This is a genomic window from Clostridium sp. FS41, from assembly GCF_000954015.1.
Taxonomy (GTDB): domain Bacteria; phylum Bacillota; class Clostridia; order Lachnospirales; family Lachnospiraceae; genus Enterocloster; species Enterocloster citroniae.
Genome location: NZ_JYHN01000067.1, coordinates 368,449 through 383,097 on the forward strand (window position 1 = coordinate 368,449; position 14,649 = coordinate 383,097).

A 14,649-nucleotide genomic window follows, 5' to 3' on the forward strand; every position below is an offset into this window, starting at 1 on the left:
CCGGGATCATGCAATATACTCGAAGTGCGGACCAAAAGATCCGGCCCGCACTTCGAGTATAGCAGTTTTATCATATCATCTCAAGAATAATCCATCTCAGGTCCGCAAATGGTTTATCCGCACAAAAGTCAATCAGCCAAAATCTGTCCGTCATCAGCCCGTATGGAAAGGATGCGCCCTTCCGGCTCCTGCCTGGCGGTCCAGTATACGGTCTCCCGGCTGCCCTCCGTGGATGTAAGGAAGGGTGTCTTTTCAAGGCTGCCGTAAAAATTCCATACAGGGATCAGTTCCAGTTCCTCCTTTGTATCATCCTTTGGAAGGGAGAAGACATATTCCAGTTTTACACTTTTAACATTTACATACACCTCCTCCATTGTGGTCCCTTCACCGGCCATGGACATCTGTGCAGCTGCCCCGCCACTGCTGCCGGGGGTAAAATAGTCTTTGCAATACTGCTCAAAGAGTTGGTGCACGGCCTCAAAGGGCAGCAGAAACTCTCCGCCTCCCACCTCCTTTATCTCCTCTTTCCCAATGATCTTCAGCTGGTTCAGGGTTCCGTCCTCACCGTAAAACACGTCAATATACGGGCCTTTTATGTATGAGTTTCCCAAAAGGCTCACCTCCGGCCTGGTGCAGCTGATTCCCCTTACCACCGGCGTAAAGGAAACACAATAATCATTCTCCGACCATGACCTGCCCCTTAACTCATAATAAGATTCCCTCCATCTTCCCCGGCATATCTGATAATCCTTAAAGCCAATGGCCCGGATCAGCGCTTCCGCCTTTTCCTCCAGCTGTGTGCCCTTTTCTTCCGGCTGTCCTTCCATAGTCTCTCCCGTCCCAAAAATGCGGGCAGGTCTGGACGTGCTGCGGCCGTCATTCTCCGTTTTTGTAACCCAGATAATGGAGGTGGGGAATGTGATCTCCTCCCCCATTGTCTGGTAAGAAATCATGTATTCATCTTCCGATGGGCTAATCCCCCTGGCTGTGGTGCTGGTCCCTGTCTGTTTTAACAGTTCCTCCGTTCCCTCCAGCGGAACCGGCTGCAGTGATTCGCTGTGCTCCTCTTCCCATTTAATACCCATCTGGTCCTCCAGGGCTTTCTTCACCGCAGAATACTCTTCGTTTGTAAAATTCACGGAGCCGGAGGTTCCTGAACCGGCTGCCCGCACATCCGGCACTGTTACAAGTGCATCCGCTGAAAGGAGCAGTCCGTCCCCCTTGACCTCTGCCTTATAATATTCCGGTGCCTGTACCTGTTCCTGGATCTGTTCCCCCTCAGTACCCCCGTTCTCTGTATCCGGAACACGTTCCTTGTTGTGATCCCCGGTCTGCTGCCCGGAAACAACATCCGTCTCCTCACCGATCACCTTTGGCTCCTCCGTTCCCCCGCAGCCCCCAAGAAGAACTGCGGCCAGGACCATACTCAAAAGAAGGGACCGTTTTTCTTTCCGTTTCACTGTCTCTTCACTCCTTTTCTCTTTGATAAGCCCATTGTATCCGGTTTGGACGGCAAAGTCCTCATCAAAATGTAAACGTTTTGTAAACAGGTCACCGGCCATATCCGTCCGGAAGATAAAGGAATACCACGGTCCCCCTGGGCCGGTCCTTCCCCTTCCCATCCCCCTCACTCACAGATTCAATCTTCATCTCCATTCCATGCAGGCGTGCGATCCGCTCGCAAAGAGCCAGACCCAGACCGGAACCGCCCTCACTTCTGCTCCTGGATTTATCCGCCATATAAAATGCCTCTTTCACATGGGGCAGATCCTTTTCAGGAATACCGCAGCCCTCATCCCATACGGATAAAACGCCCTGATCTACCCTGAGCCGGATACGGTTTCCCGGTGCTGAGGCCTTTATTCCGTTGTGCACCAGGTTATTTAAAAGAGTGAGCAACAGTTCCCTGTCCCCGTTCACAGACTCAGGCGCACCATCCCCTGTTTCCGCCTCCACCACAACTCCCTTCCGGCTCCACAAAGGTTCCGTTTCCCTGATCACTTCCTGAAACAGGGCTTCCACGCCAAGTTCTTCAAACTGAACCTCATCATTCTCATATGTACCCAGAAAATTCAGCATTTTAGCGGAAAGGCGTTCCAGTCTAAGACCTGCATAGTGGATCTGTTCCAGGGCCCGTTTCCGGTTTTCCTCGGACAGCTTCACATGGAGCAGGCTGTCGGAATACCCGATCACAGCTGTCATGGGTGTCTTGATCTCATGGGCCAATGCCCCCAGAAGCAGCTGCAGATCCTCCACCTGCCCTTCCACCTTCTTGGTCATCTGGTTAAAAACCTGTGCAAACTCCCCGATTTCGTCCCGGCTCTCCACAGGAACCCGCTCATCCAGATTTCCCTCTCCGATCTTCTCAGCTGCCTTTGTCAGCCGCCGTAAGGGTTTCAATGCCCTGTGGACCAAAACAGACACTCCGGCTCCGGCGACAGCCCAGATCAGACCGCAGAGCACAAGCAGATGCGTTCCCTGACGCTCTATCTCCTGATAATACGGGGTAATATCCTGGGTCATCAGCACCTGATAGCCGGGGAACTGGCTGACCTCCCGCTTCATCAGGAGGACTGATCTGGTACCAAGATGCTGGATCATATGTTCCTCCCCAAGCTCGGACGGGGAAAGGATTTCATAATCCGTAAGATTTACAAGGCACTCATTCCCCTTAAGAAGGGCATACCCCTCCTTGTAACACTTGCGGAACTGGTATTTAAGATATGCCTCCGCCGCAATGTCCCCCAGATTTTCAAACTCATCCCTTGTGCCGATCTCAGAAAATGCATAGGCAATGGAGTCCATCTGCTTTCCATAATTGTCCACGGCCATGGCTATGCTTTGGGAACGCATCTGCCATACAGCCGCGGTACTGATAGCCAGAAACCCGGCTCCGAGTCCTGACAACAGTATGATAACTAATTTTTTCGTAAGCTTCATCTATACCCTACACCTCCAGGCGGTATCCCAGCTTTGGAATAGTCTGTATCCTGCTCCCAGCCTTTAGCTTCCTGCGAAGGCTGGCCACATGGACATCCACGGTCCTGGTCTCACCGCCGTAATCCCCTCCCCATATCCTGTCAAGCAGCTGGTTTCTGGTAAATGCCACGTTCTGGTTCCTGCAGAAAAAGAGGAACAGGTCATATTCCATGGGTTTTAGGGAGATCTCCTCCCCCTCCTCATATACCTTATGGCTGGCCAGATCGATCCTGCATTTGTCAATCTCCATAAAATCCTTTAGTTTCTTCCTTCTCTTTAAGACATTTTCCACCCTGGCAAAAAGTTCCATCATCTCAAAGGGCTTTACCATATAATCCTCCGCCCCCAGACGCAGCCCCTTTACCTTGGAGGCCACATCCGCCTTGGCTGTGAGAAAGATACAGGGGATCTCCTTCTGGTTCAAGCTCCCGATCAGGTCAAACCCTCCGGGCCCGGGCAGCATCACATCCACCAGGGCCAGGTCATATAAGCCTTGGTCTGCAAGGATTTTTTGTTCCGCCTTAACACCGTCCTCTGCCAGATCCACCTTATATCCCACCGCCTCCAGATTCATGGCAAGCAGCTCCCGAATGGAAGCTTCATCCTCTATGATCAAAATCCTGTTTTTATCCATGGCCGCTCTCTCCTGCTTTTGTAGTCAGAATCAGTATACCATGTTTCTCCGGCAAGCCACAATTGATAATCTCATTACAATATTATGAAGATTACAGCCTGGGCCTGCGGATTTTCTATGCCGTCTCTTTTAAAACCCATACTCTTCCATATGTTCAAAGTCATTATTGAGAACATAGTAAACCTTATTCCCGCCAACTGAATATACAAAAGATACTCTGGTTGCCCATAATCCTTCCTGCTTTACAGATTTTAATACGCGGAATGCTTCCGTAACGGAAAACTCATCATCACAGACCTCAAGCTGTTTGACGCCTCTTTCAAATCTGTCATCTCCAGATACAATATAAGGCCTGGTTGTTTCCGGGCGCAACACCGAGTAGTTTGTAATCAGGGAATACCTTGTCCGCTCTAACCGGTATCCCAATCCAGGCTCTATGATAAGTACACGCCCGTTTCTATCCGAAAGCATAGCCTGCATCGTGGTATCCGGAGCATAAACAACTTTGCTGTTTTGCACTATATTAAGCGCGTCATCAAGTGAGATTTCGCCTTTAATAAAGTTTTCAGTCAACTCAGAAATGGTGCAGCAGGTTCTGCCGTCCGCATGTTTTCCATTTTCATTGCCATTCACATACAGCAGCGTGCCCGTATTTCCGTTCTTATTGACTCCATGAAAGGAATGATAATCGCCGTCAGGCATTTTTATTCCGATATAAAACCGGTCTTTTTCTTTGATAACGGTATGTGTCCAAACCGAAAGGTCTATATCAAAATTAAACCCTGTAATCGTATCATTTCCATTATAAACAAATCTCGTACACATGATCAAATCCTCCTGCTAATCTGTTCCATATTCCCTGATTGTATTGCTTTGATATTTTGGGCAATCGTTTCATCCGGCCAATTCCACCATTGGATATCCAACAGTTCAGAAATGGTCTTATTGTCAAAGCGCTTTTTGATGGGTTTGGCTGGTACGCCTCCAACAATGGTATATGGCGGCACATCTTTGGTCACAACAGCGCGGGCGCCTATAATTGCCCCATTGCCGATGGTAACGCCTGCCAATATCACAGCTTCGTAACCAATCCAAACATCATTTCCAATAATAATGTCCCCTTTGTTATCCCAGCTTTTTGCAACATCCTTTTTCTCAAGTTCCCATTCTTCAAAAAACAGAGGGAATGGATAGGTAGATAACGAATCCATTGTATGATTCGCACTGTTGAAAAGAAATTTCGCACCGCAGGCAATGGAGCAAAATTTTCCGATCAAAAGCCTGTCATGATTGATAGGATAATGGTACAGCACATTATTCTGTTCAAACTTGATTGGGTTGTCTGCAAAATCATTATACATCGTATAATCGCCCACCACTATGTCAGGGCTGGTAATCGCATTTTTAAGATAGATGGTCTGTGTATCCCCTGTTCTTGGATATAACTTTTTTGAATCAGCCATTTTACAATCCTCCTGTCAGCTAATTATTTACAATGATTGTACTCCGGAGGAAATGTACTCTCAATACACCAAATGGCACCGAAGCGATCAGTAGAAAAAGAGAGCTGCCTTTTCGACAGCTCTCCATCATCATTTCTGATATATTATTTTTCTTATGGCATATACCGAAAGATAGTATTCATCAGCAAGTTCTTCCATTGAAACCCCATTCCGGTGTTTTTCAATGATAGCTTTATTGCGTTTGCCAAGTTCCTTCCGGCAGCCGGATAATTCGCCCCAGGATTTATGCTGTTCATCTTTGGCAGGGATATAGATATAACCCGCCTGAACATATTTTTGCAGTTCCTGGATCAACATATCCGGAAGAATTGTAGTTGCATTTATGTATTTCATGCGGCTTCCTCCTTGATCGATATAGTCAAGCAGCAAAGCCAGCATTATTATGACAGCGACAATAAGATTACTCCATGCAAGTGTCGCTTATACTGGCTTTGCATGGAGCCATACTTTGTTTTTCTTTTTCTTGTTTATGCACATGATTTTCACCGCCAATATGAACTGATCGTTTTCTAACGGTTACAAGTATAACATTTTAATTCGTATAATTCAAGGAACTCCAGCTTATAGCCTCATCAATGGACCGGGGACAGAAACACCTGGCCAGTTTCCCGTGCCTGAGATCATTTATAAGTGCTGATCTCCACCAAATTTCCGTCCGGGTCACGCAGATAAATACTGGAGATCGGCCCACAGGCACCCGTTCTGTCAACAATGCCCAGTTCTATCTCCACTCTTTTGCGCCTAAGTTCCTCCATCGCCTCTTCTATGCTGCTCTCGATGATCAAACAGATATCCTGACTGCCATATGTAACATTCCTGGCTGCGGGCAGAAACTCCGCCGCTTTTCTGTGGATGTTGATCTTCTGGTTACCAAACCTGAGCTCGCATCTGTTGTTCCTTTCATCCAGCTCCATGCCGAGTATATCCACATAGAAATGAAGGCACGCTTTTAGATTCCCTGTTGTGATCACTATATGGTCAAAGCCTTTTACTCTCAAACTTGGTTTCCTTTCATCCTATATCAATTTTTCCGGCCTTACTTAATGGAAGGATTCACCACATTGACCGGCTTGCCCTCCATGAATGCCCGCAGATTATCCACCGCCAATGCCATCAGCCGGGCCCTGGATTCCTTAGGGGCCCAGGATATATGAGGAGTAATGATACAGTTCCTTGCCCCCAACAGAGGATTATCCGGCTGTATGGGCTCCTCTGAAACCACATCCAGTCCGGCTGCGTATACTTTGCCGGAATTCAGGGCGTCCGCAAGATCCTGTTCCACAACCAGCTGGCCTCTGGAATTATTTAATATGATCACGCCGTCTTTCATTTTCCCTATGTTTTCCCTGCTGATCATCCCCTCCGTATCCGGAAACAGGGGACAGTGAAGGGCGATTACATCAGAGGTCCTCAAAAGTGCTTCCCGGTCCACATAGTCGGCGATCCCGCGTCCGCTCTCGCTCTCAAACCGGTCATTGGCGATCACCTTCATTCCCATGGCCCTGGCAACCTTGCCTGTCATCTGGCCGATACGTCCAAATCCCACAATCCCCATGGTTTTTCCCTCTAATTCGATTAAGGGATAATCCCAGAAACACCAATCCGGATTGCGCATCCACGCCCCTTCATGAACAGCCTTGTCATGATAACCTATATGATGGCATATTTCCAAAAGCAGGCCAATGGCAAACTGCCCAACTGCACTGGTGCCATAGGATGGGATATTGGAAACAATGATCCCCCTTTCTTTTGCTGCCTGGATATCCACAACATTATACCCGGTTGCCAATACACCAACAAACCGTATGGCCGGGCATGCGTCAAATATGCTTTTTGATAGTGGGGTCTTATTGGTAAATACGGCCTCTGCATCTCCTATCCGTTCAATGATCTCCCTATCTTCTGTCTTGGAGGTGCGGTCATACACCACGCAGTCCCCCAATGCATTGAAACCGTTCCAGTCCAGATCTCCCGGATTCAGGGTATATCCGTCAAGCACTACAATCTTCATCTTTACCTCCAAATCAATTATGTTTCTTCATATTTTCCAGCTTCTGCTATCCAAACCAGCCAAACACTCCTGCAAACGCCATTACCGCCAGCACGCCAATTGTGATAAAGGCCCAGGCCAGAAGCTGTGCGAACAGCTTATCTCCCGGATACCGGCGGTTAAACTCTTCGTCCGCTCCACAGGCTCCCATGATAATGGCGCCGCCGGTCGAAGCCGGACTCAATCCTGCTACGGACGCAAAGAGGGCGATCACACTTACCATCTCCGCGGTCTGTACACCGCCTCCCACATTATTCACAATGGTTCCCACCGTTGGAATCAATGTGGGGAAAACAACTCCGATCGCTGATGAAAACCATGACATAACCGCTGAAACTACACCCATGATACCGGCTGCTGTTCCCGATGTCATGATGGATGACATGGAATTGGCCAGCATATCGATCCCGCCCGTACTGATTACAAGGTTCATGAGAACGCCTACACCGCACACCAGAAGCAGTGTATTCCAGGGAACACTTCCAACTGCTTTCTTTTCATCTCCTATCCGCAACAGGATCAGAACGGCTGATACCAGAAATGACGCAAGGCCCACGTCCATGTTTACAAAAATAACCAGAAGGATCATAACCGCAACACTGATCAGGGCGATCACCTGATCCGCCCGCATTTTCTCCTTTTCACACTCTATTTTTATTCCGTCCGAGGCCTTAATGCGAAATCCTTTATAAGCCGCAAACACAATCAGGAATAATACCAGGTTTCCTATCAATGTGTTAAGTATCAGAGATGTAATGGATATGGATAGCCCCTGTTCTTCCAACAGGCTTCTAATAAGGATTCCCTCCGGGGTGATGGGAGAAAACCTGCCCGAGTAGGTTCCAAGATTACCGATTACCAGCAGCATCACGGGATGATATCCTGTTTCATGCGCCAGAGGAACTGCCATGGCCGCCGCAAATGCCATGGCCGGTACACATCCCGGCCCGATGGCTGCCACAATAAATCCCATGGCAAATACCAGAACAGGCGCCATCCATATCTGCTTTCCGAACACCCCAACCATGCGCCGCATTACAAACTCGATACAGCCATTTTCCTGTATGATCCCAAAGAATAAAGTGACGCCCAGAAGCGTCATAAAAAGTGACGCGCTGAATCCCCCTATGATCTGTTTCCCGGAAAACTGGCCGGAAACATAGCCTAAAACAGCGGCTCCGGCAATTGCCAGAAGTCCTACATTTACTTTGCGCCAGAATCCCAATGCTACCACTAACAGCAGCAGCAATAGTGCTATTAACCCAATATCCATCATTCTTTCCCCCAGCTTTTGGTGATTTGATAATATTTCACAATCTCTAATATAATGTGATTCAACGTTTAAGCTCCAATGCTCTTTTGACTGCGCTGATGATATGGCTTCTGCTTAACCCATACTTTTCCATCAGTTCGCCTGCCTGTCCCGACTCTCCAAAGGTGTTGTGAAGCCCCACCCGGATCACAGGAACGGGGTATTGTCCGCTAAGGCACTCACACACTGCGCTTCCCAGCCCGCCTATATCCTGATGGTCCTCGGCCGTCACCACCGCTCCCGTTTTCCTGGCTGCATTTACAATACATTCACAGTCCAGGGGCTTTATGGTATGGACATCTACAATCATAGCATGGATTCCTTCTTTCAACAATTCCTGTCCCGCTTCCATGGCTTCATATACCAAAGGGCCGTTGGCAAATATCACAACATCATCGCCCTCTGATACCAGCCGTGCCTTTCCCAGTTCAAACTCCGTATCCTCACCGGTGACAACTGGCATGGCCTCCCGTCCGAACCGTATAAAGGCGGGGCCGTCTAATGCAGCGATGGCCATGGTTGCCTTTTCCGTTTCAATGGCGTCACAGGGAACCACCACTGTCATTCCCGGCAGCCCCCTCATAATGCCTGCATCCTCCATAGCCTGATGTGTTGCCCCGTCAGGACCCACATTGATCCCGGCATGGGCGCCTGCCAGCTTCACATTACATCCGCTGTACAGGACGGTAGTGCGGATCTGATCCCATGCCCGTCCAGCCAGAAATACGCTGTATGTAGTTGCAAAGGGTATCATTCCCGAAAGCGCCAGCCCCGCCGCCGTACCCACCATATCCTGTTCCGAAATCCCCATGTCAATGAACCGTTCTGGTTTTGCTGTTTTAATCCACTCTGTCCTTGTGGACTTGGCCACATCCGCATCTAACACCACGATCCTCTCATCGGTTTCCACTAATCGTAACAATGCTTTTCCATATCCATCCCTGGGCGGTATCCTATCCAACCTTCCCACCTCCTTCTATTTCCGTCATTGCCTGCTTATACTGCGCCTCATTGGGCACTGCACCGTGCCATCCAGCCTGCCCTTCCATAAAGGATACTCCCTTTCCCTTTATGGTTTCCGCCACCAGAACGGTGGGGCGTCCCTTTGTCTCCCCGGCCGACCGGTATGCCGCGTATAATGCATCCAGGTCGTGACCGTCAACCGTGATCACGTTCCATCCAAAGTAGCGCCATTTGTCGGCCACCGGTTCCACGCAGCACACATCCGCCGTCATTCCGTCCAGCTGTACATGGTTGTTATCCACGATGGCGCATACATGGTCCAGCTTCTGCTGGGCCGCTGTCATGGCGGCCTCCCACACCTGCCCTTCCTGAAGCTCTCCGTCACCCAGAAGACAGTAGCACCTGCCTTCAATGCCCTGCATCCTGTATCCCATGGCCATTCCGTTGGCAATGGAAAGCCCCTGCCCCAGGGAGCCGCCGGAGCTGTCCAGCCCCGGCACCTGCTGCCTGTGGGGATGACCCTGAAGGATCGTCCCCATTTTTCGGAAGGTTTTAAGTTCCTCCTCCCGGAAGAATCCCTTTCTGCACAGCACACTGTATATTAATGGGCTGGCATGGCCTTTGGATAACACAAAGCGGTCACGTTCCTTCCAGTCGGGGTTCATTGTATCGCACCGGAACAGATCCGTAAAATAAAGGGCTGCCATAATCTCTACCCCTGAAAGGGAACCTCCCGGATGCCCGGATCCCGCGTCATAAACCATGTTGATAATATCTTTTCTGATCTGAACACAGATATCTTTTACTTCCTGTTTCAATTCCATTCTCCTCTTGAATAATAAGCCTTTTGCTGTGCCTGTCCCCTACTCCTGTGTCACCACACATGGATTTGGGGAAATATGAATCTGGTGTCCGCTGAAATTACCGTCAATGTGTTCTTTCGCAAATCTTGCTGCGTCAAGCAGCTTATCAAAGTCGATTCCCGTATCATACCCACAGTGGTTCAGCATATAGACCAGATCCTCGCTGGAGGTGTTGCCAGTGGCTCCCGGCGCAAAGGGACAGCCGCCCAGACCGCCAACCGCTGCCTGGATACTGTCTGCTCCGCTCCCGAGCGCCACATAGCTGTTAAGGATTCCCATATTCCTTGTGTCGTGAATGTGGGCATTAAATTCCACTCCCGGAAATTCCGACTTCACTGCCCTAAATATACGCTCAACCAAGGCAGGATAAGCCAGGCCTACGGTATCGCAGAGTGTAAATGCGTCCACGCCGATCTCCTTAAGCCTTCCTACCAGCAGCAGCAAAGCCTCCGCCGGCATCTCCCCTTCAAATGGGCATCCGAATACACATGCAATATCCTGGGTTATACGGATGTCCGGGAATGTCTGGCGGATCTTCTTTATTTCTTCCACAGACTCGTCCACCGTACGTTTTACATTGGCCCTGTTATGGGACTCACTTAGTGAAATAACCGGTGTTATCTCCTTAAGGCCTGCGGCAACGGCCGATCTGGCCCCATAAAAGTTGGGTACCAGCGCAAAGAAATCCACGCCTTCATACTTATGTAATACCCGATCCGCGATCACAGCCGCATCCTTCATCTGCGGAATGGCCTTCTCGCTTACAAAGGAGGTCACCTGTATCTTCTTAAAACCTGACTGTACCAGTCCGTCAATGATTTGAAGCTTTATCTCTGTGGGTATGAACTCCTTTACATTCTGAAACCCATCCCTTGGTCCGATCTCAACTACCTTTGCTTTCATAATCTTAAACGCTCCTTTCCGTCCCCACTAAAATACACCCATTTCTGTCAGCTTCTCATATTCCTCATGGCTGGTTCCCAGGAACTCCTTCAGTATTTCCTCTGTGTGCTGTCCCAAAAGAGGAGCCGGGGTATCGATCGCTATTTTATTGTTGGTAAACTTTAACTGGTTGCCAGTAACCTTCATTTTTCCCGCTACCGGATGCTCCAGTTCCACAAACATTTCCCTGGCTCCCGCAATGTGAGGATCCCTCACAACCCTGTCAATGGTATTTACGGGGCTGGCCGGTATCCCGGCTGCCAGAAGCGTTTCCACCACATCGTCAATCGTCTTTTTACCAGTCCATGCTTCAATTATGGGCTTCAGCTTTGCATGGTTCTGTACACGTTTGATATTGTCACCAAACTCCTCTCCTTCCAGTTCCGGGAGCTGAAGCACTCCCTTGAGCAGTCCGTAAAGTTTATCATTGCCGCACGCGATGATGACCATGCCGTCCGATGCTTCAAAGGTATCGTAGGGATAGATTGCCTCATACCGGTTGCCGATACGGTCCGGAATCCTGCCAGTGCACAGATAAATCATATTGATGATCTCCAATGAAGACACCATGGAATCCACCAGAGATACATCCACCTTGTCTCCCTCCCCTGTTTTAAGCCGGTTAACATAGGCTGCCAGCACTCCGGTACAACAGCTGATACCGCCCATTACATCAGAGATAGCGGTTCCTGTTCTGGTAGGCTGTCCTCCCGGCCATCCGGTGGTACTCATGAGGCCGCTCATGGCCTGGCCGATGATGTCATACCCGGCCCGCTGGGAATACGGCCCGTAATGTCCGAAGCCCGATACCGCGCCATATACAATGGCGGGATTGATCTTGCGCAGTTCTTCATAACCAAGCCCCAGCTTTTCCATCACACCGGGCCTGTAATTTTCAAGTATGATATCACTTTTTGCAGCCATCTCCTTAAAGATCCGGCGGCCTTCCTCCGATTTCAGATTCAGGGTCATGCCCCGCTTATTCCTGTTGAGATTCATGAAATACGCGCTTTCCCCATTGACAATGGGGGCGTTCTTCCTGGCATCATCACCTCTGCCCGGCATCTCAATCTTTATAACCTCCGCGCCCATATCAGCCAGCATCATTCCGCAGTAGGGACCTGCCAGAACCCGTGTCAGATCAAGAACCTTTACTCCTGTTAATAAACCCTTATTCATTTTTACCATTCCTTTCAGTTTTATATTTGTACACTTATATAAAGCAAAATGCGTGCCAACTTTTAAAAAGTACGGATTTATCAGGGTTTTTCGTATTATTACCTCATATAGCCTCCCCTGAAACGCAAAAAAATGTTTCAAATTTTCGATTTTCAAAAATTTGAAACATTTCCCATGCTGACATATATGTATTTTTAATATTACTTACCGGATCAATCAATTACAGCCTGTTTCTCATCTTTCAGGATCCTCCATAAGGTTGTCCTGCTGATCCCCAACAGCTGCCCCACCTGATCATTATTGTAGGAAAACAGCCTTTTTATCTCCTTAATCAGTTCCTTTTTATTCTTATCCCCATATTTTTCCTGTAAATCTTGAACCAGCTTTTTCTCACCGATTGCTTTTATGATGCACCGCTTGGCATAGCCTTCACTAAACTTGGTGCTACATTCCATATACAAACAGAAACGTTCACAAACATTCTGAAGTTCCCGTATATTGCCCCTCCAGGAATAGGATGTCAGGATCCTCTTCATATCTTCGGTCAGCACAATATCCCAGGATTCAAGTTTTCGTTTCTTATTGCAATAAAAATCAAACAGCTTGATCACATCATCCTCACGGGCTTTAAGAGGTGGGATATGCAGTTCCAGTACATTCAGGCGGTAGAGTAAATCCCGGCGGAACCCGCTGTCCTGCATATGTTCCAAATCCTTATTTGTGGCTGTTATAACACGCACATTGATCGGGATAACCCGGTCTCCTCCCACATGCATGATTTCCTTCTCCTGAAGGACCCGAAGAAGCCGCGCCTGAAGAGCCGGGGATATCTCACCGATTTCATCCAAAAACAGGGATCCTCCTTCCGCCAATTCAAACAGTCCCTTTTTTCCGCCCTTGCGGCCTCCTGTAAATGCCCCTTCATCATATCCAAATAATTCAGATTCCAAAAGATTCTCCGGCAAAGCCGCACAATTCACCGCCACAAAAGCACCGTTTTTGCGCAGGGATCCATTATGGATACTTTGGGCAAACAGTTCTTTTCCAACTCCCGTTTCACCGTAGATCAGCACCGAGGCATCACTGCGGGCAAATAATTTTGCCTCATCCTTTGCCATTTTCATGTGATAGGAATCACCAATGATATCAGACAATGTGAACTTAGCTGTAAATCCACGTTTTTTTCTCTGCTCAGATTGTTTGTTCCGGTAATCCAGTTCCGCCTTCTTGTAATCGGAAAACAAGGCAAGGATAATGATATAGCCAAAACAATTTCCATTTCCATCATCAACTGGGATCCAGCGCTCAATATACGTTCGGTTATCCACCTGGACCACCATGGATTCCGGCCCTTCCCGGTTTTCAGGAACACATTCAGGAAGTACATCCTCAATGATCTTCCCTTCGAGTATACCGGACGGCTTATGCAGCAGTTCGTAAACAGTCCTGTTGCAGTCAATGATCCGGTTCTCCATATCCAGGTAAAGGACACCGTTGGGGCTGTACTCCATCATTGCTTTCACAAACTGATTCCGCTCTTTATCCCTGCGTATTTCCCTTAACAAACGCCTGGCTTCCTCAATTGACTCCTCTATACTGTCTTTCCCATAATATAGAATAACTCCCTTTCGTCCAAGGCTGTTGGCCAGCTGGACAGCCAGGCCATTTCCCACAAAGACATCCGCTTCACTCTGCCGTATCTTTTCCTCCAGTTCTTCAGTATCCTCATAAATAATCTCCATAACCGGCCGCTGGATCTGCTCCAGATATTCCCTCAGACGGCTGTTCATGTGTGTCATATAGCTTACCAGACACACCTTTTTCCCTTCCCTGAATCCAGTTTGGACCGCCTGCATATAATCCAAAATTGTTACCTTATAATTGATGACAGGAACTTTAAAATATCCCCTGATCACCTCCGCATTGGCGCCTCCGGCTATTATGATCTCCGCCCCCTCCAAAATAGAACGGTTGATCCGGTCCAGGTTCTCCTCCCGAACCCCTTCCACTATATCAAAACAGCAGGTTTCATCCTTATAGCTGTCTACTACCTGACGCACCAGCTGATCCAGTTCCCCGTATGTTACACAGCATATTTTTTCCTGCACCCCATGCTCCTCCTTTGTCTGTTTTCTTTCAGTATAGGACAAAGGACCAAACCCATCAAATGTTTTCCTGGATTCAGTCCTTTTCTTTTTATTCCA

Annotated in this window: 14 protein-coding genes; all 14 read right to left on the reverse strand. The window is 48.6% G+C overall.

Annotated features, from left to right (window positions below; translation table 11 throughout):
- Window positions 1-128: 128 nt before the first annotated feature.
- Complete coding sequence (locus CLFS41_RS21390; protein ID WP_147329426.1) at window positions 129-1,460, reverse strand: DUF6034 family protein; 1,332 nt, start codon at window positions 1,458-1,460, stop codon at window positions 129-131.
- 91 nt (window positions 1,461-1,551) lie between these two features.
- Entirely contained in the window at window positions 1,552-2,940 is a 1,389-nt protein-coding gene (locus tag CLFS41_RS21395) for a HAMP domain-containing sensor histidine kinase (RefSeq protein WP_045093403.1), read from the reverse strand.
- 7 nt (window positions 2,941-2,947) lie between these two features.
- The gene (locus CLFS41_RS21400) at window positions 2,948-3,613 is read right to left on the reverse strand and encodes a response regulator transcription factor (RefSeq protein ID WP_045093404.1); all 666 of its coding nucleotides are present in this window, start codon (window positions 3,611-3,613) and stop codon (window positions 2,948-2,950) included.
- Between the two features lie 129 nt (window positions 3,614-3,742).
- Window positions 3,743-4,438 (reverse strand): conjugal transfer protein, encoded by a 696-nt coding sequence (locus CLFS41_RS21405; RefSeq protein ID WP_045093405.1) that lies wholly within the window; start codon window positions 4,436-4,438, stop codon window positions 3,743-3,745.
- 2 nt (window positions 4,439-4,440) lie between these two features.
- Complete coding sequence (locus CLFS41_RS21410; RefSeq protein WP_007863541.1) at window positions 4,441-5,076, reverse strand: CatB-related O-acetyltransferase; 636 nt, start codon at window positions 5,074-5,076, stop codon at window positions 4,441-4,443.
- A 129-nt stretch (window positions 5,077-5,205) separates the two neighbouring features.
- A complete protein-coding gene (locus CLFS41_RS21415) occupies window positions 5,206-5,469 on the reverse strand; it encodes a CD3324 family protein (protein WP_007863539.1) in 264 nt (87 codons plus the stop codon).
- Window positions 5,470-5,756: 287 nt separating this feature from the next.
- Entirely contained in the window at window positions 5,757-6,134 is a 378-nt protein-coding gene (locus tag CLFS41_RS21420; protein WP_045093406.1) for a VOC family protein, read from the reverse strand.
- A gap of 38 nt (window positions 6,135-6,172) precedes the next feature.
- Entirely contained in the window at window positions 6,173-7,147 is a 975-nt protein-coding gene (locus CLFS41_RS21425) for a D-2-hydroxyacid dehydrogenase (protein ID WP_045093407.1), read from the reverse strand.
- A gap of 46 nt (window positions 7,148-7,193) precedes the next feature.
- Window positions 7,194-8,462 carry an SLC13 family permease gene (locus tag CLFS41_RS21430; RefSeq protein WP_045093408.1) on the reverse strand — a complete coding sequence of 423 codons (1,269 nt, stop codon included), beginning with the start codon at window positions 8,460-8,462 and terminating at the stop codon, window positions 7,194-7,196.
- Window positions 8,463-8,520: 58 nt separating this feature from the next.
- Window positions 8,521-9,459, reverse strand: a complete 939-nt coding sequence (locus tag CLFS41_RS21435) for a transketolase C-terminal domain-containing protein (protein WP_045093409.1) — start codon at window positions 9,457-9,459, stop codon at window positions 8,521-8,523.
- A complete protein-coding gene (locus CLFS41_RS21440) occupies window positions 9,452-10,285 on the reverse strand; it encodes a transketolase (RefSeq protein WP_045093410.1) in 834 nt (277 codons plus the stop codon). Before CLFS41_RS21440 ends, CLFS41_RS21435 begins: the two co-directional genes overlap by 8 nt.
- Window positions 10,286-10,324: 39 nt before the next feature.
- Window positions 10,325-11,227 carry a hydroxymethylglutaryl-CoA lyase gene (locus CLFS41_RS21445; RefSeq protein WP_045093411.1) on the reverse strand — a complete coding sequence of 301 codons (903 nt, stop codon included), beginning with the start codon at window positions 11,225-11,227 and terminating at the stop codon, window positions 10,325-10,327.
- 27 nt (window positions 11,228-11,254) lie between these two features.
- Window positions 11,255-12,445: a CoA transferase gene (locus tag CLFS41_RS21450; RefSeq protein WP_045093412.1), complete on the reverse strand. Its 1,191-nt coding sequence runs from the start codon at window positions 12,443-12,445 to the stop codon at window positions 11,255-11,257.
- 212 nt (window positions 12,446-12,657) lie between these two features.
- Window positions 12,658-14,553, reverse strand: a complete 1,896-nt coding sequence (locus CLFS41_RS21455) for a sigma 54-interacting transcriptional regulator (RefSeq protein WP_045093413.1) — start codon at window positions 14,551-14,553, stop codon at window positions 12,658-12,660.
- Window positions 14,554-14,649: the final 96 nt, after the last annotated feature.